This window comes from Streptomyces colwelliae, assembly GCF_048158785.1.
GTDB lineage: Bacteria > Actinomycetota > Actinomycetes > Streptomycetales > Streptomycetaceae > Streptomyces.
In genome coordinates this window covers 1-18926 of record NZ_JBLTJC010000048.1, presented here as the reverse complement: position 1 = coordinate 18926, position 18926 = coordinate 1, and the positions used below count along the sequence as shown (strand labels likewise).

Here is an 18926-nt window from a genome sequence, read left to right as displayed (position 1 = left end):
AAGGGCGGTCCATGCACGCGCAACTCGACGTATCCGGCCTGCACAAGGTCTACGAGGGTTCCGGCCGACGGGTGGAAGCGGTGCGGGACCTCACCTTCACCGTCGACGCCGGCGAACTCGTCTGTCTCGTCGGCCCGTCGGGCTGCGGCAAGACCACCCTGCTGAAGTGCATGGGCGGGCTGCTCACCCCGACGTCGGGCGAAGTCTTCCTGGGCGGACGGAAGGTGAGCGGGCCGCCGCCCGGGATGGCCTTCGTGTTCCAGGAGTACGGGCGCAGTCTCTTCCCCTGGATGCGGGTCGGCGAGAACGTCGAACTGCCGTTGAAGCAGAAGGCGTTGAGCAAGGCGCGCAGGCGTGAGCTGGTCTCGGACGCGCTGGAGTCGGTCGGGCTGACGGATGCCGCGGGGGCGTATCCGTGGCAGCTGTCCGGCGGTATGCAGCAGCGGGTCGCGATCGCGCGTGCGCTGGCGTACGAGCCCGAGGTCCTGCTGATGGACGAGCCGTTCGCGGCGGTCGACGCGCAGACCCGGGCCGACCTGGAGGATCTCGTACGGGGGTTGTGGCGGGAGCGCGGCATCACGATCCTGTTCGTGACGCACGACATCGACGAGGCCGTGTACCTGGGCGAGCGGGTGGTCGTGCTGTCCGCGTCCCCGACCGTCGTGCAGGAGCAGCTGAAGATCGATCTGCCCGTGGAGCGCGACCAGTTGCACACCCGGGTCGCCCCGCGCTTCGCCGAACTGCGGACCCATGTGTACGAGCAGATCCAGGCGGCGAAGCGTGGGACGCTCCCGGTTCAGGACCGGCTCACGAAGTCTGATACGCCTCCACTTCGCTGAACTGCGCCGCCGGCCAGCCCGTGTTGGCGGTGACATCGACCCGCAGGTAGCGCAGGTTCGTTCCGCTCGGGAGCGCCACGGTGACCGTGTTCCCGGTCGCCGGGTCGAAGCGGTAGCCGGTGGAGCCGACGACGGTGGAGTAGGTCGATCCGTCGGTGCCGCCCAGCACGGACAGCGTCTGCGTGCGGGCGCTCCACGCGGAGGACGGCGGCAGCTTCAACACCAGCCTGCGTACTGCCTGGTTGGAGCCGAGGTCGACGGTCCAGGCCTGCGGGAAGGCATTGTTGGCGGACTCCCAGTAGGTGTTCGCGTCGCCGTCGACCGCCCTGCCCGGCGTGTAGACGTCCTGCGAGCCGGTCGCGGTGGCCGGGCGGCCCTTGGCGAGGTTGGTGTTCTGGTCCGGGGGCGGGGTGCCCTGGCCGGGCTGCGGCCAGGTCGAGCAGTCCGACCAGGTGCTGCTCCAGCCGGAGTTGCCACCGCCGTCGGTGATGGTGAAGGTGCCGGAGCCGGATGGATAGGGGCAGTTGTAGATGCCGGCCGCGCCGACGCCGGTGGCCTGCACATTGCTGAACCTGGCCGCGCCCTGCGCCTCGGCCTGGACGACGACCGTGCCCGTGTTCTGCACGGTCGCACCGCTCACGGTGACGTTGCCGGTCGAGTAACCGTGCCCGCCGCCCGACACGAACTCGAAGGCGCTGTAAGGGCTGTTGGTGATCGTCGTGTTGGTGATGTTGACGGTCGCGTTGACCGCGCTGTCGTACGAGTCGACGCGCAACGCGCCCATGGGATGGCCCCAGTTGGGGTTGATCGCACCGGTGCGGACGAGGGTGTTGCCGTCGACCGTGATGGTTCCGGCGAGCGGGGAGAAGGGGTCGAGGAACTTCTGGTTGGAGATCGCGATACCGCTGCCGAGGGCGTTGGTGTCGGAGACCAGGTTGTTCCTGACCGTGATGTTCGTGCCGCCGTAGATCGCGATGCCGTTGGCGAGGTTGGGCTGCGAGATGGTGTTGTTCTCGAAACTGCTGTTGGTGTCCGGGGAGTTGAGCGACCACATGGCGAGGGAGTCGTCGCCCTGGTTGCGGAGGAAGTTGTTGCGGACGATGACGCCGTGGGCGCCGCCGTTGAGGTTGAGGCCGTCGGCGGTGGTGTCGAGGATCCGGTTGTTCTCGACGACGAGGTTGTCGTTGTTGCCCGTCAGCCAGAAGCCGCACTTGAGGTGCTGGATCCACATCCCGGAGACCGAACTCCCGGGCCCGAGCGTCCCGTTGACGAAGTTGTCCGGGTTGGAGTCGACGCGTTCGGTGACCTCGCCGATGACCGCGAAGTCCTTGATGTGGACGCCGCCGGAGGAGCCGGACTGGTCGATGAAGCGCGAGGTGTGCACCACCGAGTACCACTGACCGGCGCCCTGGAGCGTCACGTTCTGCACGCCACTGAGGGAGGAGGTGAGCCGGTAGTCGCCGGGCGGGATCCACACCACTCCCCCTTGGGCGGCGGAGATGGCATCGCGGAACGCCTGGGTGGAGTCGCCCGCGCCGCTGGGGTCGGCGCCCTTGGAGACCACGGACACCGAACCGGCGGGCTGCGCGGCGGCACCGGCGACCTGCTCGAAGTCGGCCACGTCCACGGTGACTTGGGTGCCGGTCGACACGAGGGCGACCTTGTCGCCCTGCTGCACGTTCTGGCCGAGCAGGAGCCGGGAGTCGTCGAAGAAGTGGTGCGTCTTGGCGCCGGCGATCCAACTGGTGTCGACGTAAGAGTACTTGGACGTGACGGCGAGCGTCCTGCTGATCTTGACGCCGTTGACGTACACGTCGAGGCTGCCGCTCTGGCCGTCCGGGACGCTGTAGGACACGTTCACGGCGTTGGCCGCGCGCGGCACGGTGAACTCGACACGCTGCCCGGAGCCCAGCCGTACGGCCTGCCGCCCGGAGGCCTCGGACGCGAGGGTGCCCTGGGTGTAGTCGGGGCCGATCCTGGTGCCGGTGGTGGTGGCCGACTCGGCCTCGACGGAGGTGAAGGGGAGGGAGGCGCCCGAGGCGGCGTGGGCGGCGGACGGGGTCAGGGCGACGAGCATGCCGGCGGCGAGCGCGACAGCCGCACCGATCATTGGCATGTGCCTGACAGATTGGAATGTGGTGCTGTGCATGTGCTGATCCCTTCGAGGTGGGGGTGCGGGGATAGCGGATGCAGGGTGACGGCCGGGGGCCGGCGGCTATGCGGTGCGCAGCCAGGCGGCCGTGTCCCGCGGCAGGCGTCCCTGGTCGTCCAGGGGGCCGCTGGTCAGCAGGAGTCGGGTGTACGAGGGGAGGTCGGCGGGCGCGTCGGCGAGGTTGACCACGCAGATCACGCCCTCCGCGCGGGCGAAGGCGAGGACGCCTTCGGGGGCGGGCAGCCAGCTGAGGGGGCCGTCGCCGAAGACCGGTCGGAGACGGATCGCCTCGCGGTAGAGGTTGAGCATGGAGTCGACGGTCCGCTGCTGACGGTCGACCGCATACGATGTCCAGCCGACCGGCTGCGGCAGCCACGGCTCCTCGCGCGAACCGAAGCCCGCGTACGGCGCCCCCTCGGCCCACGGCAGCGGCACCCGGCAGCCGTCGCGGCCGGGGTCGGTGCCGCCGGACCGGAGGTACATCGGATCCTGTATGCGGTCGACGGGCAGCTCGACCTCGGGCAGCCCCAGCTCCTCCCCCTGGTAGAGGTAGACCACCCCGGGCAGGGCCAGCGACAGCAGCGCCGCCGCCCTGGCGCGCCGGGTGCCGAGGGCGAGGTCGGTCGGGGTGCCGAAGGCCTTGGTGGCGAAGTCGAAGCCGGTGTCGGCGCGGCCGTAGCGGGTGACCGTGCGGGTCACGTCGTGATTGCACAGGACCCAGGTGGCTGGCGCGCCGATCGGGGCGTGCTCGGCGAGGGTCTCGTCGATCGACGCGCGCAGTCGCTCCGGGTCCCAGGGGCAGGACAGGAAGGCGAAGTTGAAGGCGGTGTGCAGTTCGTCGGGGCGCAGGTAGCGGGCGAAGCGTTCGCTGTCGGGGAGCCAGACCTCGCCGACGAAGACGGCGCCGTACTCGTCGGCGACGGCCCGCCAGGAGCGGTAGATGTCGTGGAGTTCGTCGCGGTCGACGAAGGGGTTGGGGTCGCGGCCCTCGACGAAGTCGGGCAGTGCGGGGTCCTTGGCGAGCAGCGCCGCCGAGTCGATACGGACGCCTTCGACACCGCGCTCGAACCAGAAGCGCAGGATGTCCTCGTGCTCCTGACGCACCGCCGGGTGGGCCCAGTTGAGGTCGGGCTGTTCCGGGGTGAACAGGTGGAGGTACCAGTCGCCGTCGGGGAGGCGGGTCCACACGGGCTCGGTGGAGGCGGCGAACTGGGACGGCCAGTCGTTGGGCGGGAGTTCACCGTGTGCGCCGCGTCCGGGGCGGAAGTGGAACAGGTCGCGTTCGGGGCCGCCGGCGAGGGCGGCACGGAACCACGGGTGCTGGTCGGAGACATGGTTCGGCACGATGTCGACGATCGTGCGGATGCCCAACTCCCGTGCCTCGCTGATGAGTTTCTCGGCCTCCGCGAGTGAGCCGAAGGCCGGGTCGATGGCGCGGTAGTCGGCGACGTCGTAGCCGCCGTCCTTCATCGGCGACAGGTACCAGGGGGTGAACCACAGGGCGTCCACGCCGAGTTCGGCGAGATACGGCAGTCTGGAGCGGACTCCCGCGAGGTCGCCGGTGCCGTCGCCGTCGCCGTCCGCGAAGCTGCGGACGTAGACCTGGTAGATGACGGCGGAGCGCCACCAGTCGTCCTGGCTCTGGGCATGGGGGGGCTGTCCCACGGTGCTGGCCTTTCTCTGTCGGGGGCGTCGAAGGGGGCGGTGTCAGCCCTTCGTGCTGCCCGCGCTGATCCCGGCGATGATGTGCCGCTGGAAGACCAGGAACATCGCGACCATGGGGATGCTCGCGATCACCATCGCGGCGATGAGCACGGTCAGTTGGATGTTCTGGGACAGCTGGACGAGTGCCACGCTGATCGGCTGTTTGTCGGTGTCGGAGAAGACCATCAGCGGCCACAGGAAGTCCTGCCACACGGCGACGAGCGCGAAGATCGACACGACGCCGAGGACCGGGCGGGACATGGGCAGCACGATGGACCACAGGATGCGGAGTTTCCCGGCGCCGTCGATCTCGGCGGCCTCCATGACATCGCGCGGGAGTTGGTCGAAGAACCGCTTGAGGAGGTAGAGGTTGAAGGCGTTGGCTACGGCCGGGAGCCAGATGCCCAGAGGGTCGTTGAGCAGGCTGGTGTGGATCAGCGGGAGATCGGCGACGGTCAGGTACTTCGGTACGACCAGGGCCTGCGCCGGGACCATCAGCGTCGCCAGGATGCCGCCGAGGATCAACTTGCCGAAGGCGGGCTTCAGTTTGGACAGGGCGTAGGCGGCGGCCGTGCACAGGACGAGCTGGAACGCCCAGGCGCCGGCGGCCTGGACGACCGTGTTCCACAGGTGCTGCGGGAGCTGCATCAGGTCCCAGGCGTCGGTGTAGCCGCTGAGGTGCCAGTGCTCGGGGACGATCGTGGGCGGGGTCTGCGCGATCTCGTCCGGCGACTTCACCGCGCCGGTGACCATCCAGTAGACCGGGAAGAGGAAGGCGAGCGCGAAGAGCACGACGACGCCGGTGAACACCGTCCAGTAGACGGCCTTTCCGCGCGGCCGGGCGAGACTCGCCGGGGAGAGCAGCGTGCGGGTGGTCACAGGTCGTCCTCTCCGGAGCGGGTCAGCCGCAGATAGGCGGCGGAGAAGACACCGAGCAGCACGAGGAGCATCACGCTGAGCGCGCAGGCGCCGCCGAAGTCGTTGTAGAGGAAGGCGTATTTGTAGATCAAGTAGAGAACGGTGACGGTGGCGCTCTCCGGGCCGCCTCCGGTGATGACGAACGGTTCGGTGAACACCTGCATCGTGGCGATGATCTGAAGGAGCATCAGCATCAGGATGACGAACCGGGTCTGAGGGATCGTCACGTACCGGACGCGTTGCAGCAGGCTCGCGCCGTCCAGTTCGGCGGCCTCGTACAGCTCGCCCGGGATGGACTGGAGCGCGGCCAGGTAGATCAGTACGGTGCCGCCGAGGTTGGCCCAAGTGGCCACGATCACCAGGGAGATGAGGGCGGTGTCTGTGCCGTTGGACCAGTTCGAGGTGGGCAGGTGCAGAAAGCGCAGCGCCTCGTTGGCGAGGCCCGCTCCCGGGTCGTAGAACCACTTCCACAGCAGGGCGGTGACCACCGGCGGGATCATCACCGGGAGGTAGACGACGACCCTGAAGAAGGCTTTCCAGTGCCTCAACTCGTTGAGGACCAGGGCGAGTACGAACGGAATCGCGAAGCCGACGAGCAGGGCCAGCAGGGTGAAGACGAGGGTGTTGCGCCAGGCCGCGCTGAACTCGGGGTCGTGCCAGACGCGGGTGAAGTTGGCGGTGCCGACCCACTCGGGCGAGGAGCCGGGCGTGTACTTCTGGAAGGCGATCACGACCGCGCGGATCGCCGGGTACCAGGAGAACAGGGCGAAGCAGATCAGCCCGCCGATGAGGAAGGCGTAGGCGCGGGCCTGGTCGAGGAGGCGGCGCCGCCCCCGGCCCCCTGCCGGGAGCGGCGCCTCGACCTGTCGTACCGCCGTCGGCTCGACGGGACTCCGGGTGGCCGTCCGGGTCATCGGGTCAGCCCCGGGCCAGGATGCCGTCGATCTTTCCGGAGGCGTCCCCCAGGAGTTGGTCGATGTTCGCGTCCTTCTTGGTGAGGACGGCGGAGACGGCCGAGTCGAGGACGGAGTAGATCTGCTGGGCGTCCGGCGGCTCGATCTTCATCTGGAGGGACTGGTTGCCGTCGAGGAAGGCCTGGTAATTCGCCACCGGGACATTGGAGTTGGCCTTCTTGACCTGCTGGTCCTTGGCGTCGGCGGCGCCGGTGAACAGGCGCGGCTCAGGCAGTCCGACGGGCGCGTTGGCCTGCTTGGCGCGGGCGTAGTCGCCGAGGAAGCCGCTGCCCGGGGTGAGGAACATGCTGTCGAGCCACTTGAGGCCGGCGCGGATCTGGGCGGGCGTGTCGTGCTTGTTGAACATGTAGCCGTCGCCGCCGATGAGCGTGCCCTGACCGCCGGGCATCGGGCCGAGGGCAAGGTCGTCGTAGTTGCCGCCCTTCTCCTTGACCAGGATCGGGATGTTGTCCGGCGCGGAGAGGTACATGCCGAGCTTGCCCGAACCCATCAGCTGCTGAACGTCGTTGATGACCAGGAGCTGCTTGCTGCCCATCGAGTTGTCGGTCCAGCGCATGTCGTGCAGGTTCTGGAGCACGGCGTGGCCCTGGGGCGTGTCGATGGTGGCCTTCTTGCCGTCGGCGCTGACGACGTCGCCGCCCTGCGAGTACATCTCGGCGGTGAAGTGCCAACCCCCTTGGTTCTGGGCGCTGTAGTCGGCGTAGCCGATGGTGCCGTTGCCGAGCGCGGCTATCTTCTTGGCGTCGGCGCGGACCTCGGCCCAGGTCGTCGGTGCCTTGTCGGGGTCGAGGCCGGCCTGCTGGAAGAGCTTGCGGTTGTAGATCAGGCCCATCGAGTAGCCGGTGCGCGGGATGCCGTAGATCTTGCCGTCGACGGTGTAGATGTCACGCAGCTGCTTCTGCAGCGTGTCGTAACTCTTCAACTCCTTGATGTACGGCGTGAGATCGGCGGCCTGGTTGATGTCGACGACATGCTTGGCGTCGGTGAAGTACGTGTAGAACACGTCCTCCATCTGACCGCCGGCGAGTTTGGCGTCGAAGGTCTTCGGGTCCTGGCAAGGGAACGCGTCGTGGGTGACGACGTCGATGTCGGTGTTCTTCTTCTCGAAGGCCGCGACGTCGGAGTCGAAGAACTTGCGGTCGACCTTGGCGCTCTTGGGCGGCTCGCAGTTGACCGTGATGCGCGTCTTGCCGCTCGCCGAGTCGTCACCGGACCCGCAGGCGGAGGCGGTGAGCGCGAGAGAACAGACGCCGATCGCGGCGAAGGTGCGGCGGAACCCGGTGCTTCTCATCGGTGGACCCCTCTGGGCAGGAGCAGGTGGGCGCCGCACACTCAAGCACCGCCGACATCCGTCCGCAAGATGTCGCGCAGAATCTGTAATTATTCGACAGCGCGGCGACGCTCAGCCGCGCGGGGCTTGCGCGGTGGAACCACGCACTACCAGTTCCGGTTCGAAGAGCAGCTCCTCGGCCGGTACGGCGGAGCCGCCGACCTGTGAGTTCAGGAGTTCCACGGCGGCCCGGCCCATGGCCTCGATGGGCTGGCGGACGGTGGTCAGCGGGGGCTCGGTGCAGTTCATGAAGGCGGAGTCGTCGTAACCGACGACGGAAATCTGTGACGGGACATCAAGTCCCTTGCGGCGGGCGGCCCTTACCGCACCCAGGGCGAGGGGGTCGCTGGCGCAGATGATGCCGGTGACGCCCCGGTCGATGAGCCGGGAGGCCGCGGCGTGGCCGCCCTCGATGGAGAAGATGGCCCGGGCGACGAACTCGTCGGGCAGGTCCGCCGCGAGGGCTCGCGCGGCGGCCAGCTTCCTCGCCGACGGCATGTGGTCGGCGGGGCCGAGGACGAGCCCGATGCGCTCGTGGCCCAGGGAGGCGAGGTGCCGCCAGGCCTGCTCGACGGCGACCGCGTCGTCGCAGGACACGGCGGGGAAACCGAGGTGGTCGATGGCCGCGTTGACCAGGACGACCGGGATGTTGCGCTCGGCGAGCAGCCGGTAGTGGTCGTGCGGCGCGTCCGCCTGCGCGTAGAGCCCGCCGGCGAACACGACGCCGGAGACCTGCTGTTGGAGCAGCAGCGTCACATAGTCGGCCTCGGAGACGCCGCCCTTGGTCTGGGTGCACAGCACCGGGGTCAGGCCGAGTTGGGCGAGCGCGCCGCCGATCACCTCGGCGAAGGCGGGGAAGATGGGGTTCTGCAACTCGGGCAGCACCAGCCCCACCAACCGCGCGCGTTCACCGCGCAGTTGTGTGGGCCGCTCGTAGCCGAGAACGTCCAGCGCGGAGAGCACCGCCTGCCGGGTGGGCTCGGAGACTCCGGGTTTGCCGTTGAGCACCCGGCTGACCGTGGCCTCGCTGACCCCGACCTTCTTCGCCACCTCAGCAAGTCGTCGCGTCATGTGCGCAAGAATAGCGCAAGATACGCAAGTGGTTTGCGTTACGGGGTGGTCGGATGAAGTCGATCACGACTCCTGTCGCTCAGGGCTCCTCAGAACTCCTCACGACTCCCGGTGCCGGTCAGTCGCGGGCGGCCCACAGTCCGCGGACGTGCCCCAGATGCCGGGTCATGATCTCACGCACGGCCCGCTTGTCACGGTCCAACAGCGCGTCCAGCAGCTCCAGATGCTCCTGCGCGGAGGCCAGCAGGCGTCCGGCCTCGACCAGGGCGGTCAGCCCGTAGAGACGGGAACGCCCCCGCAGATCACCGACGACCTCGACGAGGTGGGCGTTGCCGGCCAGCGCGAGCAGGCCGAGGTGGAAGCGGGTGTCGGCCTCGACGTACGCGATGAGGTCACCGGCCACGGCCGCGCCGACGATCTCCCGGGCGGCCGGCCGCAGCGCCTCCAGCGAGACCGGGTCGGCGGTCCCGGCCAGCCCCACCACCGTGGGGATCTCGATCAGGGCGCGGATGTGGGTGTACTCGTCGAGCTGCCTCTCGGAGACCGCGGTGACCCGGAACCCCTTGTTCGGGACGGTGTCGACCAGCCCCTCCTTGGCCAGGTCCAGCATGGCCTCGCGCACCGGGGTCGCCGAGACGCCGAAGCGGGCGGCCAGTGTCGGCGCGGAGTACACCTCGCCCGGCCGCAGCTCCCCCGCGATCATCGCGGCCCGCAGGGCGTCGACGACCCGCTCGCGGTAGCTGCTCTTCTTGCCGCCCAGCGTGGGCAGGTCCGGAGCGGCGGTGGGCGGGGCGCTGGCTCGCTGGACGGCCATCGGAAGTCTCCTAGTGGTGCAATGTCACACACGGTGCAATGTCACGCGTGACCGGCCATTATCCCCGAGCTAGAGGATGAATCCGCCCGGGAACGGGTCGGTGGGATCGAGCAGGTACTGGGCGGTGCCGGTGATCCAGGCGCGGCCGGTGAAGCTGGGCAGGACGGCGGGGATGCCGGCGACCTCGGTGGTGTCGAGGAGCCGTCCGGTGAACCGGGTGCCGATGAAGGACTCGTTCACGAACTCGGTGTGCAGCGGGAGTTCACCGCGCGCGTGGAGCTGGGCCATGCGCGCGCTGGTGCCCGTGCCGCAGGGCGAGCGGTCGAACCAGCCCGGGTGGATCGCCATCGCGTGCCGGGAGAGCCGTGCGGTCGCGCCGGGCGCGTACAGGTGGACGTGATGGCAGCCGCGGATCGAGGCGTCCTCGGGGTGGACGGGCTCGTCCCGGTCGTTGATCGCCTCCATGAGGGACAGGCCCGCCTTGATGATGTCGTCCTTGCGGGACCGGTCGAAGGGCAGCTCGAACTGGTCCAGCGGCAGGATGGCGTAGAAATTGCCGCCGTACGCCATGTCGTATGTCACCGTCCGTCCGTCGGCGAGGGTGATCTCGCGGTCCAGGCCGACGGAGAAGGACGGGACGTTCTTGAGGGTGACGTTCTTCGCGGCGCCGTTCTCGACGGCGACTTCGGCGACGACCAGTCCGGCCGGGGTGTCGAGCCGGATCGTGGTGACCGGCTCGACGACCTCGACCATGCCCGTCTCGACGAGCACGGTGGCCACACCGATCGTGCCGTGCCCGCACATCGGCAGATAGCCGGAGACCTCGATGTAGACGACGCCCCAGTCGCAGTCGGGGCGGGTGGGCGGCTGGAGGATCGCGCCGCTCATCGCGGAGTGGCCGCGCGGCTCGTTCATCAGGAACTGCCGGATCTGGTCGCGGTGTTCGCGGAAGTACAGCCGCCGCTCGTTCATGGTCGCGCCGGGGATCGTGCCGATGCCGCCGGTGATCACGCGGGTGGGCATGCCCTCGGTGTGCGAGTCGACGGCGTGCAGGACGAGTTTGCTGCGCATGACGCTCCTGATGGATCGATGCCGATGCGAGGGTACTTACGCGAGTCCGGCCGCGACCGCCTTCTCCGTGGCGGCACGCACGACGGCCTCCTGCTCGGGCAGCAGGGGGACGCGCGGCGGGCGCACGGGACCGCCGTGCCGGCCGACGATGTCCATGGAAAGCTTGATGGCCTGCACGAACTCGACCTTGGAGTCCCAGCGCAGCAGCGGGTGCAACTGCTCGTACAGCTTCTTCGCCGTGGCCAGGTCGCCGCCGACGGCCGCGTGGTACAGCTCGACGGACGCGGCGGGCAGCGCGTTCGGGTAACCGGCCACCCAGCCCTTCGCACCCGCGAGCGCGAGCTCCAGCAGTACGTCGTCGGCGCCGATCAACAGGTCAAGTTCCGGGGCGAGTTCGGCGAGCTGGTAGGCGCGGCGGACATCGCCGGAGAACTCCTTGACGGCGTGGATGTACCCCTCGCCGTGCAGCTTCGCGAGCAGTTCGGGCACCAGATCGACCTTGGTGTCGATGGGGTTGTTGTACGCCACGATCGGCACGCCCGCCTTCGCGACCTCCGCGTAGTGCGCGAGGACCGAACGCTCGTCGGCGCGGTACGCGTTGGGCGGCAGCAGCATCACGGAGGCGCAGCCGGCGTCGCGGGCCTGCTCGGCCCAGCGGCGGGACTCGGCGGAGCCGTAGGCGGCGACACCGGGCATCACGCGCGTGCCGCCGATCGCGGCGACGGCCGTCTCGACGACCTTGGCGCGCTCCTCGGGCGTGAGCACCTGGTACTCGCCGAGCGAGCCGTTCGGCACGACACCGTCGCAGCCGTTGTCGACCAGCCAGGCGCAGTGTTCGGCGAACTTGTCGTGGTCGACGGCGAGTTCGTCGGTCAGCGGGAGCGCGGTGGCGACGAGGACGCCGCGCCAGGGGCGGTTCGGGGTGGTGGTCATGTGCGGTCGGGTCCCATCTCACTAGGGTGTGACATTGCAACGGCGGGCAATGCGTACGGTCAGTCGGGCAGGACGTCAGGTGGTGCGGCGGTCGGCAGGTCGGCCTCGGACTCTCCGGCGCGGGCCAGCACCCCGAGCGGTACGGGCCGTGCGAACGGGCGCCGGGACGGGGTGAGTTCGCACCCGGCCAGCCCCGCGACCGCGGGTCCGCACATCCGCCCCTGGCACCAGCCCATCCCGGCCCGCGTCAGCAGCTTCACGGTGCGGACGTCACCGGCGCCGAGCCCGTCCACGGCCTCGCGGATCGCTCCCCCGGTGACCTCCTCGCAGCGGCAGACCACGGTGTCGTCGGTGACGAGGCCGGTCCAACGCGCGGGCGGCGCGTACACGGTGTCGAGCGCGGCGAAGAACTCCCGCAGTCTCGTACGGGACTTGGCGGCCGGCGCCCACGAACGCCGGTCGGGTTCGGTGCCGTTCAGGCGTGCGGCGGCGGAGCGTCCCGCGATGTGGCCCTCGGCGAGAGAGAGGGCGGCTCCGCCGATGCCGGTGGTCTCACCGGCCGCCCAGACACCGGGGACGTCGGTGCGCTGTTCGTCGTCGACCTGGACGCTGAGTCCGTCGAGTCCGCAACCGAGCGTCTCCGCGAGGTCGGTGTGCGGGAGCATGCCGTGGCCGACCGCGAGGGTGTCGCAGGCGATGCGCCGTTCGGTACCGGGCCGGACGTACCCGTCTGCGTCGAGCGCGGCGACGGTCACCGCCTCCAGCCGCTCGTCGCCGTGTGCCTCCACGACGGTGTGCCGGGTGAGCAACTTGATGCGGTGGCGCAGGAGTTGGGCCGCATACCGGGCGCCCTCGGCGACCTTGCCGGGCTGTGCCGCGAGCGCGCGGGTCCGTCGCACGAACGCCTTGGGGTCGGTGGACTCGACGAGCGCTGCAACCTCGACACCGGCCGCTGCGAGGCCTGTTGCCACCGGGAGGAGGAGCGGGCCGGTGCCGGCGACCACGGCGGTGCGGCCGGAGACGGCGAGGGCGCCCTTGAGCATGGCCTGCGCGCCGCCCGCGGTGAGAACTCCGGGGAGGGTCCAGCCGGGGAACGGGAGGACCTTCTCGTAGCCGCCGGTGGCGAGGAGGACGGCGTCGGCACGCACCTCTGCCGGGGCCTCCTGTTGGGGGCCGAGGAGGGCGTGAACGGTGAAGGCGTCGCGCGGGCCGGCTCCGTCGGGCGTACCAGCCTCCTGGCTCAACCGCCGTTCCACCAGCCACACATGATGATCCGTCAAGTGCGTTACGCGGCCCGCCTCTACGTGTTGCGCGAGGGAGTCGCTGAGCCGCTGCCACGTGCGCCACTGGTGGTGGAGGGCCTGCGGGCGTCCGGCGTTCAGTTCGGCGGCGGGCTGTCGGTAGAACTGGCCGCCCGCCCGCGCCGCCGAGTCGATCAGGGTGACGCGGACGCCGTGGGCCGCGGCGGCGACGGTGGCGGCGAGTCCCGCCGGGCCCGCGCCGATCACGGCGAGGTGCGGTCGGTCGTCAGTCATCGTGGCCCGTCCCCTCCTGCGTACGAATGGTGTCTCCGGGGTGCAGGGGCACCAGGCAAGCCCGTTGGTTCGGGCGGTCGTTGACGGTGACGAGGCAGTCGTAGCAGACGCCGATCCCGCAGAAGACGCCGCGCGGTCGGCCCTCGCCCCGGGTGGTGCGCCAGGACGTCACACCCGCCGTCCACAGTGCGGCGGCGACGGTCTGGCCGGGGAGGGCCTCGATCTCGCGGTCGTCGAGGGTGACCGTGAAGGCCGGGTCCGGGTGGGCGTCGGCGAGGTTCAGTGGGGAACTCATGCGCCCTCCTCCTCGGGGAAGCGGTCGGGCCGGAAGGGGGCCAGGTCGAGGTCCGGGGTCCTGTCGCCCAGCAGCTGGGCGATCAAGTGCCCTGTGCCGGTGGCGAGTCCGATGCCCGCGCCCTCGTGTCCGCAGGCGTGGACGAGGCCGGGGACCCGGGGGTCGGGGCCGATGGCGGGCAGGTGGTCCGGCATGTACGGGCGGAAGCCGAGGTAGGAGCGCATCGCGTGGACGTCGGACAGGAACGGGAAGAGTGTGGTCGCGCCCGCCGCCAGCGCCCGCACGACCGGCAGCGAGAACTCCCGGTCGAAACCCACGCGTTCGCGGCTCGCGCCGATCAGGATCGGTCCCGCGGCCGTGCCCTCCACGACCGGCGAGGTCTGTAGGGCGGCCGAGTCGCTGGCCACGTCGGCCACGTAGTCGGCGGCGTACACCTTGTGGCGGACCAGGCGTGGCAGCGGTTCGGTGACGAGGACGAAGCCGCGGCGCGGGAGGACGGGAAGGGTGACTCCGGCGAGGGCGGCGAGGTCGCCGCCCCAGGTGCCGGCGGCGTTGACGACCGTGGGGGCGAGGATGTCGCCCCGGTCGGTGCGGACGCCGTGGACCGTTCCATCTGCCTTGAGGAGTACGTCCGTCACCGTACGGCCGGTGAGGAGGCGGGCGCCCGAGGCCCGGACGAGGTGGGCTGCGGCCAGGGCGGGCATCACCTGGCGGTCCTGGGGGTAGTACACGCCGCCCGGGAGGCCCGGGGCGAGGTGGGGTTCGAGGTCGTACAGGGTGTCCCCGCCGACCGGCTCGGCGACGACTCCGGCGGTGCGCTGCTCGTCGGCGAACCGCTCCAGCGCGGCGAGCCCGTCCGGCGTGGAGGCCACGACGAGGCCGCCCTTCGCCTCGTACTCGACGAACTCCCCCAGTTCCCGCGCGAGTTGCGCCCACAGGCGGCCGGAGAGGAGGGCGAGGTCGAGTTCCGGGCCCGGCTCCTTGTCGGAGACGAGCAGGTTGCCCTCACCGGCGCCGGTCGTGCCGCCGGCGACCGGGCCGCGGTCCACGATGACGACGTCGAGGCCCGCCCGAGCCGCGTAGAGGGCGCAGGCCGCGCCCACCATTCCAGCTCCGACGACCACGACGTCGCAGGTCAGTCGCTTGCTCACAGCAGTACTATGTCACATGCCTCTGAGGCTGGGAATGTCACCGCACGCGTCGACGACACGCGCGGCGCTCCACATGCCGCCCCCGCGCTGGTGCCCTTCTCCTCTTCATACGAATATCGAGAGGCGTGAGCGCCGTGGGCACGGATAACATCCGCAGTCGCACTTCCACCGATCACCGATCACCGATCACCGATGGAGGAATCCGCCCATGCCGAGTCGTCCGACAGTCGCGATCACGGAGTTCTCCGTCTCGGACCGCGGGGCCGGACCCTACGGGATCACTGCCGGACCGGACGGCGCGCTGTGGTTCACGATGGTCCACCACGGACGGATCGGCCGGATCACGCCCGCCGGCGACGTCACGTCCTACCAGCTGGAACCGGCTTCCGGCGGACCGTCGATCATCACAGCGGGGCCCGACGACGCGCTGTGGTTCACCGAGTTCCGCAGCCACCGGATCGGCCGGATCACCACGACCGGGGACATCACCTCATTCCCGCTGCCGACGCCGGATGCCGGGCCGTTCGGCATCGCCGCGGGCCCTGACGACGCGCTGTGGTTCACCGAGGCCAACGTCGATCGCATCGGGCGCATCACGCCCGACGGGCAGGTCACCGAGTTCCCTCTCCCGCTTTCGGGAGCCTTCCCGTCGACCATCGTCACCGGCCCGGACGGCCGGCTGTGGTTCACCATGAACCAGGCGAACGCGATCGGCGCCGTCGGACGCGACGGTGACGTCACCGTTCACCCGTTGCCGACACAGGCCGGCGCCCCCGTCGGTATCACAGCCGGCGCGGATGGCGCCCTGTGGTTCGTCGAGATCGGTGCCGGTCAGATCGGACGGATCACGCCGGACGGAAAGTTCGACGAATTCGCCCTGCCCGACCGTGCGTCACGCCCACACGCCATCGCCGCCGACACCGACGGAAACTGCTGGTTCACCGAATGGGGAGCCAACCGCATCGGCCGGATCACCCCCGACGGCCGTATCGACGAACACGACCTCCCCAGCCCGGCCTCGGAACCCCACGGCATCACCCAAGGGCCGGACGGCGCGATGTGGACCGCCCTGGAGATCGGAACGGTCGCACGCCTCGCCGCGCTCTGAGCGGGCGCCCCGGCAGGGTGGCGGCCCAGTGCACTCCTCACCGCGTCAGACGCGGCTCGCGCCGGCCGTGTCGGCGGACAGTCGCTGGGCGGCGTAGATCGGGAGCACGGAGAGCAGGACGAGCACCGCGGCCACCACGTTGACCACGGGGGCCTGTTGAGGTCGGGTCATGTTGTTGAAGATCCAGATTGGGAGGGTCTCGATGCCGGGTCCGGCGGTGAACGTGGTCACCACGATCTCGTCGAAGGACAGCGCGAAGGCGAGCAGACCGCCCGCGAGGAGCGCCGAGCGCACCAGCGGGAAGGTGACGTCGACGAAGGCGCGGAAGGTGTCGGCGCCCAGGTCCATCGCGGCTTCCTCGTACGACCCGGAGGTGCGCCTGAGGCGGGCGACGACGTTGTTGAAGACGACGACGATGCAGAAGGTGGCGTGCCCGACGATCACCGTGAACAGGCCGAGGCCCACCCCGAGCGGCTCAAGTACCGTGCTGAACGCCGAGTTGAGGGCGATTCCCGTGACGATACCGGGCAGGGCGATCGGCAGGACGACCACGAAGGAGATGGCGTCGCGGCCGAAGAAGCGGTGCCGGGCGACCGCGAAGGCGATCAGGGTGCCGAGCACCAGGGCGATGGTGGTGGCGCCGAGACCGGCCTTCACGGAGACCCAAAGGGCCTCGCGGGCACCCGAGTTCTGCCAGGCGACCGACCACCAGTGCAGGGTCAGGGTGGACGGCGGCCAGCTCGCGCTGCGGTCCGGGTTGAGGGAGTTGACCAGGACGAGCAGGAGCGGGACGTAGATCACCGCGAAGCCGAACCCGGCGGCCACGCGCAGCGCGATACGCGTAGAACGGGAGAGTTGCACGACGGGCTCCTCTACAGACTGCTCAACGCACCCGTGCGGCGCATCGCGAGCAGGTACACCACGATGACGACGACGGGGACGGTGGCGAGGGCGGCGGCCATGGGCAGGTTGAGTTCGATGTTGGAGTAGACGAGGTTGCCGATGAGCTGGGTCTTGCCGCCGACGATCTGCACGGTGATGTAGTCGCCGAGACTGAGCGAGAAAGTGAAGACCGAGCCGGCGGCGACGGACGGCAGCACCATCGGCAGCACGACCGACCGGAAGGTCCGCCCGGCCCGCGCGCCCAAGTCCGCCGACGCGTCGAGGAGGTTGGCGGGCAGCTGCTCCAGCGCGGTGTGGATCGGCAGAACCATGTAGGGCAGCCAGAGGTACGTCAGGGTGAGGACGGTGGCGGGCAGTCCGAAGCCGGGGCCGCTCAGGCCGAACGGCTTCAACATCCAGTCGGCCAGGCCGCCTTGGGACAGGATGAGCCGCCACGCGTACACCTTGACGAGGTAACTGGCCCACAGCGGGGTGAGGATGGCGACCACGAGCAGCGGGCGCCACCGCGGCTTGGCGACGCGGGCCGTGTAGAAGGCGAGCGGAAACGCGATCACGGCGCACAGGACCGTGACGGCGAGCGCGACGCCGATGCTGCGCAGGACGACCTGCCGGTACACGGGCACCGTGAACAGCTCGTGGAAGTTGTCGGTCGACCAGACCTTCACGACCTCCGAGGTGAAGGAATCCGTCGTCCAGAACGCGGAGACGAACAGCACGCTCAGGGAGCCGAGATAGAGCACGGCGAGCCACAGCAGCGGTGCGGTGAGCAGCAGGGAGAGCCGCAGCCTGGGTCGGCGGTGCAGCATCCCGGCGAGCCGCCGGACGAGGCCCGGTGCGGGGCGTCCGGCGGCCTGCGCGGTGACGGTCATGTCGGTGTCAGCCCTTGATCTCGGTCCAGGCCTGCACCCACTTGGCGTACGGCACGCACTTGACGTCCGTTCGGCCGTCGAGGCACTGCGCGATGGGCGTGTTCCAGAAGGCGATGTTCTTCCAGTACGCGGTGTCGGCGGCGTGGTAGGTGGTGCAGAAGTTCTTGTCGCTGGTCTCTGCGCACGCCTTGGAGTTGGCGGGGGCCTCGCCGAAGTACTCGGCGACCTGGGCGTTGACCTTCGGCGAGACGATCCAATTGAGCCATTGGTAGGCGCAGTTGGGGTGCTTGGCCTTGGCGGAGATCATCCAGGTGTCGGACCAGCCGGTCGAACCCTCCTCGGGTACGAAGGCCTTGATCTTGGTGCCCTCGTCGGCGGTGAGGTTGGCGATGACCTGCCAGGTGGTGCCGACCACGGAGTCGCCGCTCTTGAAGGCGGAGATCTCCTTGAGGTAGTCGCTCCAGTACTCGCCGATGTCCGCGTTCTGCTTCTTCAGCAGGGCGACGGCGGCGTCGAACTGCTTCTGGTCGAGCGCGTAGGGGTCCTTGATCTTCAACTCGGGCTTGGTGGCCTTGAGATAGAGCGCCGCGTCGGCGATGTAGATCGGCGAGTCGTACGCCGTGACATGGCCCTTGTACTTGGAGGCGTCGTCGAAGACCGCGGCCCAGGAGGTCGGGGCGGGGGTGACCTTCTGGGTGTTGTACATCAGGAGGTTGGCGCCGCGGCCGTGCGGGATGCCGTAGGCCTTGCCCTTGACCGAGTTCCAGGCCTGGAGCTTCAAGTCCGGGAAGATGTCCTTGTAGTTGGGGACCAGGTTCGTGTTGACGGGGGCCGCGTCGCCGGAGGCTATGAGCCGCAGGGAGGCGTCGCCGGAGGCGGAGACGGCGTCGTACTCGCCGGTCTTCATGAGCTTGACCATCTCGTCGGAGCTGGCGGCGACCTTGGAGTTGACCTGGCAGCCCGTCTGCTTCTCGAAGTCGCTGACCCAGTTCACCTTGGGGTCGTTGGAACCGTCCTCGACATAGCCGGCCCAGGCGATCAGGTTGACCTCGCCCTCGCTCTTGCCGAGCTTCGACTGGGCTTTCAGATCAGGGGGGTTGAGGCCGCCGGACGAACTGCCCGTGGAGTCGGAGGAGCCGCAGGCGGTGGCGGCCAGCACGAGCGTGGCCACGGCGGCGACGGCCTTGAGGGTTGGGGTGAGGCGCACGACGTTCTCCATACGTGAAGGGACGCGGGAGGAGCGGGGTCGGGGTCAGCGG

At 69.6% G+C, this 18926-nt stretch carries 17 protein-coding genes; 2 read left to right on the top strand and 15 right to left on the bottom strand.

Annotated elements, in window-relative coordinates:
- Positions 1-11 precede the first annotated feature (11 nt).
- Complete coding sequence (locus ACNFOC_RS12965) at positions 12-839, top strand: ABC transporter ATP-binding protein (RefSeq protein ID WP_416959269.1); 828 nt, start codon at positions 12-14, stop codon at positions 837-839.
- On the opposite strand, the gene ACNFOC_RS12960 is transcribed toward ACNFOC_RS12965, so the two are convergent.
- From ACNFOC_RS12960 to ACNFOC_RS12905, 12 genes are all read right to left on the bottom strand, one after another.
- Entirely contained in the window at positions 808-2988 is a 2181-nt protein-coding gene (locus tag ACNFOC_RS12960) for a discoidin domain-containing protein (RefSeq protein WP_416959268.1), read from the bottom strand. The genes ACNFOC_RS12965 and ACNFOC_RS12960 overlap by 32 nt on opposite strands.
- Positions 2989-3054: 66 nt before the next feature.
- Positions 3055-4656 (bottom strand): glycoside hydrolase family 13 protein, encoded by a 1602-nt coding sequence (locus tag ACNFOC_RS12955; protein ID WP_416959267.1) that lies wholly within the window; start codon positions 4654-4656, stop codon positions 3055-3057.
- Between the two features lie 42 nt (positions 4657-4698).
- Positions 4699-5574 (bottom strand): carbohydrate ABC transporter permease, encoded by an 876-nt coding sequence (locus ACNFOC_RS12950; protein WP_416959266.1) that lies wholly within the window; start codon positions 5572-5574, stop codon positions 4699-4701.
- Positions 5571-6527 (bottom strand): carbohydrate ABC transporter permease, encoded by a 957-nt coding sequence (locus tag ACNFOC_RS12945; RefSeq protein ID WP_416959265.1) that lies wholly within the window; start codon positions 6525-6527, stop codon positions 5571-5573. The genes ACNFOC_RS12950 and ACNFOC_RS12945 overlap by 4 nt, the downstream gene beginning before the upstream one ends.
- 4 nt (positions 6528-6531) lie before the next feature.
- Positions 6532-7878 (bottom strand): ABC transporter substrate-binding protein, encoded by a 1347-nt coding sequence (locus ACNFOC_RS12940; RefSeq protein ID WP_416959264.1) that lies wholly within the window; start codon positions 7876-7878, stop codon positions 6532-6534.
- A 111-nt stretch (positions 7879-7989) separates the two neighbouring features.
- Positions 7990-8988: a LacI family DNA-binding transcriptional regulator gene (locus ACNFOC_RS12935; protein WP_416959263.1), complete on the bottom strand. Its 999-nt coding sequence runs from the start codon at positions 8986-8988 to the stop codon at positions 7990-7992.
- Between the two features lie 118 nt (positions 8989-9106).
- Positions 9107-9802, bottom strand: coding sequence for a GntR family transcriptional regulator (locus ACNFOC_RS12930; RefSeq protein WP_416959262.1), 696 nt, complete (start codon positions 9800-9802; stop codon positions 9107-9109).
- A 69-nt stretch (positions 9803-9871) separates the two neighbouring features.
- Positions 9872-10873, bottom strand: coding sequence for a proline racemase family protein (locus tag ACNFOC_RS12925; protein WP_416959261.1), 1002 nt, complete (start codon positions 10871-10873; stop codon positions 9872-9874).
- 36 nt (positions 10874-10909) lie between these two features.
- Positions 10910-11806 carry a dihydrodipicolinate synthase family protein gene (locus ACNFOC_RS12920; RefSeq protein ID WP_416959260.1) on the bottom strand — a complete coding sequence of 299 codons (897 nt, stop codon included), beginning with the start codon at positions 11804-11806 and terminating at the stop codon, positions 10910-10912.
- A 59-nt stretch (positions 11807-11865) separates the two neighbouring features.
- Complete coding sequence (locus tag ACNFOC_RS12915; RefSeq protein ID WP_416959259.1) at positions 11866-13341, bottom strand: FAD-dependent oxidoreductase; 1476 nt, start codon at positions 13339-13341, stop codon at positions 11866-11868.
- Complete coding sequence (locus tag ACNFOC_RS12910) at positions 13334-13636, bottom strand: (2Fe-2S)-binding protein (protein ID WP_416959258.1); 303 nt, start codon at positions 13634-13636, stop codon at positions 13334-13336. Before ACNFOC_RS12910 ends, ACNFOC_RS12915 begins: the two co-directional genes overlap by 8 nt.
- Positions 13633-14787, bottom strand: coding sequence for an NAD(P)/FAD-dependent oxidoreductase (locus ACNFOC_RS12905; protein WP_416959257.1), 1155 nt, complete (start codon positions 14785-14787; stop codon positions 13633-13635). Before ACNFOC_RS12905 ends, ACNFOC_RS12910 begins: the two co-directional genes overlap by 4 nt.
- A 208-nt stretch (positions 14788-14995) precedes the next feature.
- Here ACNFOC_RS12905 and ACNFOC_RS12900 point away from each other — a divergent pair, with 208 nt between their 5' ends.
- The gene (locus ACNFOC_RS12900) at positions 14996-15895 is read left to right on the top strand and encodes a Vgb family protein (protein ID WP_416959256.1); all 900 of its coding nucleotides are present in this window, start codon (positions 14996-14998) and stop codon (positions 15893-15895) included.
- Positions 15896-15940: 45 nt separating this feature from the next.
- Here ACNFOC_RS12900 and ACNFOC_RS12895 read toward each other — a convergent pair whose 3' ends face one another.
- From ACNFOC_RS12895 to ACNFOC_RS12885, 3 genes are read right to left on the bottom strand one after another with little or no spacing between them, the layout of a single operon-like run.
- Complete coding sequence (locus ACNFOC_RS12895) at positions 15941-16756, bottom strand: ABC transporter permease (protein WP_416959255.1); 816 nt, start codon at positions 16754-16756, stop codon at positions 15941-15943.
- Positions 16757-16767: 11 nt separating this feature from the next.
- Positions 16768-17667 carry an ABC transporter permease gene (locus ACNFOC_RS12890; protein WP_416959254.1) on the bottom strand — a complete coding sequence of 300 codons (900 nt, stop codon included), beginning with the start codon at positions 17665-17667 and terminating at the stop codon, positions 16768-16770.
- A 7-nt stretch (positions 17668-17674) separates the two neighbouring features.
- Positions 17675-18886: an ABC transporter substrate-binding protein gene (locus ACNFOC_RS12885; RefSeq protein WP_416959253.1), complete on the bottom strand. Its 1212-nt coding sequence runs from the start codon at positions 18884-18886 to the stop codon at positions 17675-17677.
- Positions 18887-18926: the final 40 nt, after the last annotated feature.

Excerpts from the sequence above, each read along its gene's own strand:
- ACNFOC_RS12965 (WP_416959269.1), top strand. The coding sequence starts at position 12 with ATGCACGCGCAACTCGACGTATCCGGCCTGCACAAGGTCTACGAGGGT.
- ACNFOC_RS12960 (WP_416959268.1), bottom strand. The coding sequence starts at position 2,988 with ATGCACAGCACCACATTCCAATCTGTCAGGCACATGCCAATGATCGGT.
- ACNFOC_RS12945 (WP_416959265.1), bottom strand. The coding sequence starts at position 6,527 with ATGACCCGGACGGCCACCCGGAGTCCCGTCGAGCCGACGGCGGTACGA.
- ACNFOC_RS12940 (WP_416959264.1), bottom strand. The coding sequence starts at position 7,878 with ATGAGAAGCACCGGGTTCCGCCGCACCTTCGCCGCGATCGGCGTCTGT.
- ACNFOC_RS12935 (WP_416959263.1), bottom strand. The coding sequence starts at position 8,988 with ATGACGCGACGACTTGCTGAGGTGGCGAAGAAGGTCGGGGTCAGCGAG.
- ACNFOC_RS12930 (WP_416959262.1), bottom strand. The coding sequence starts at position 9,802 with ATGGCCGTCCAGCGAGCCAGCGCCCCGCCCACCGCCGCTCCGGACCTG.
- ACNFOC_RS12925 (WP_416959261.1), bottom strand. The coding sequence starts at position 10,873 with ATGCGCAGCAAACTCGTCCTGCACGCCGTCGACTCGCACACCGAGGGC.
- ACNFOC_RS12920 (WP_416959260.1), bottom strand. The coding sequence starts at position 11,806 with ATGACCACCACCCCGAACCGCCCCTGGCGCGGCGTCCTCGTCGCCACC.
- ACNFOC_RS12915 (WP_416959259.1), bottom strand. The coding sequence starts at position 13,341 with ATGACTGACGACCGACCGCACCTCGCCGTGATCGGCGCGGGCCCGGCG.
- ACNFOC_RS12910 (WP_416959258.1), bottom strand. The coding sequence starts at position 13,636 with ATGAGTTCCCCACTGAACCTCGCCGACGCCCACCCGGACCCGGCCTTC.
- ACNFOC_RS12900 (WP_416959256.1), top strand. The coding sequence starts at position 14,996 with ATGCCGAGTCGTCCGACAGTCGCGATCACGGAGTTCTCCGTCTCGGAC.
- ACNFOC_RS12890 (WP_416959254.1), bottom strand. The coding sequence starts at position 17,667 with ATGACCGTCACCGCGCAGGCCGCCGGACGCCCCGCACCGGGCCTCGTC.
- ACNFOC_RS12885 (WP_416959253.1), bottom strand. The coding sequence starts at position 18,886 with ATGGAGAACGTCGTGCGCCTCACCCCAACCCTCAAGGCCGTCGCCGCC.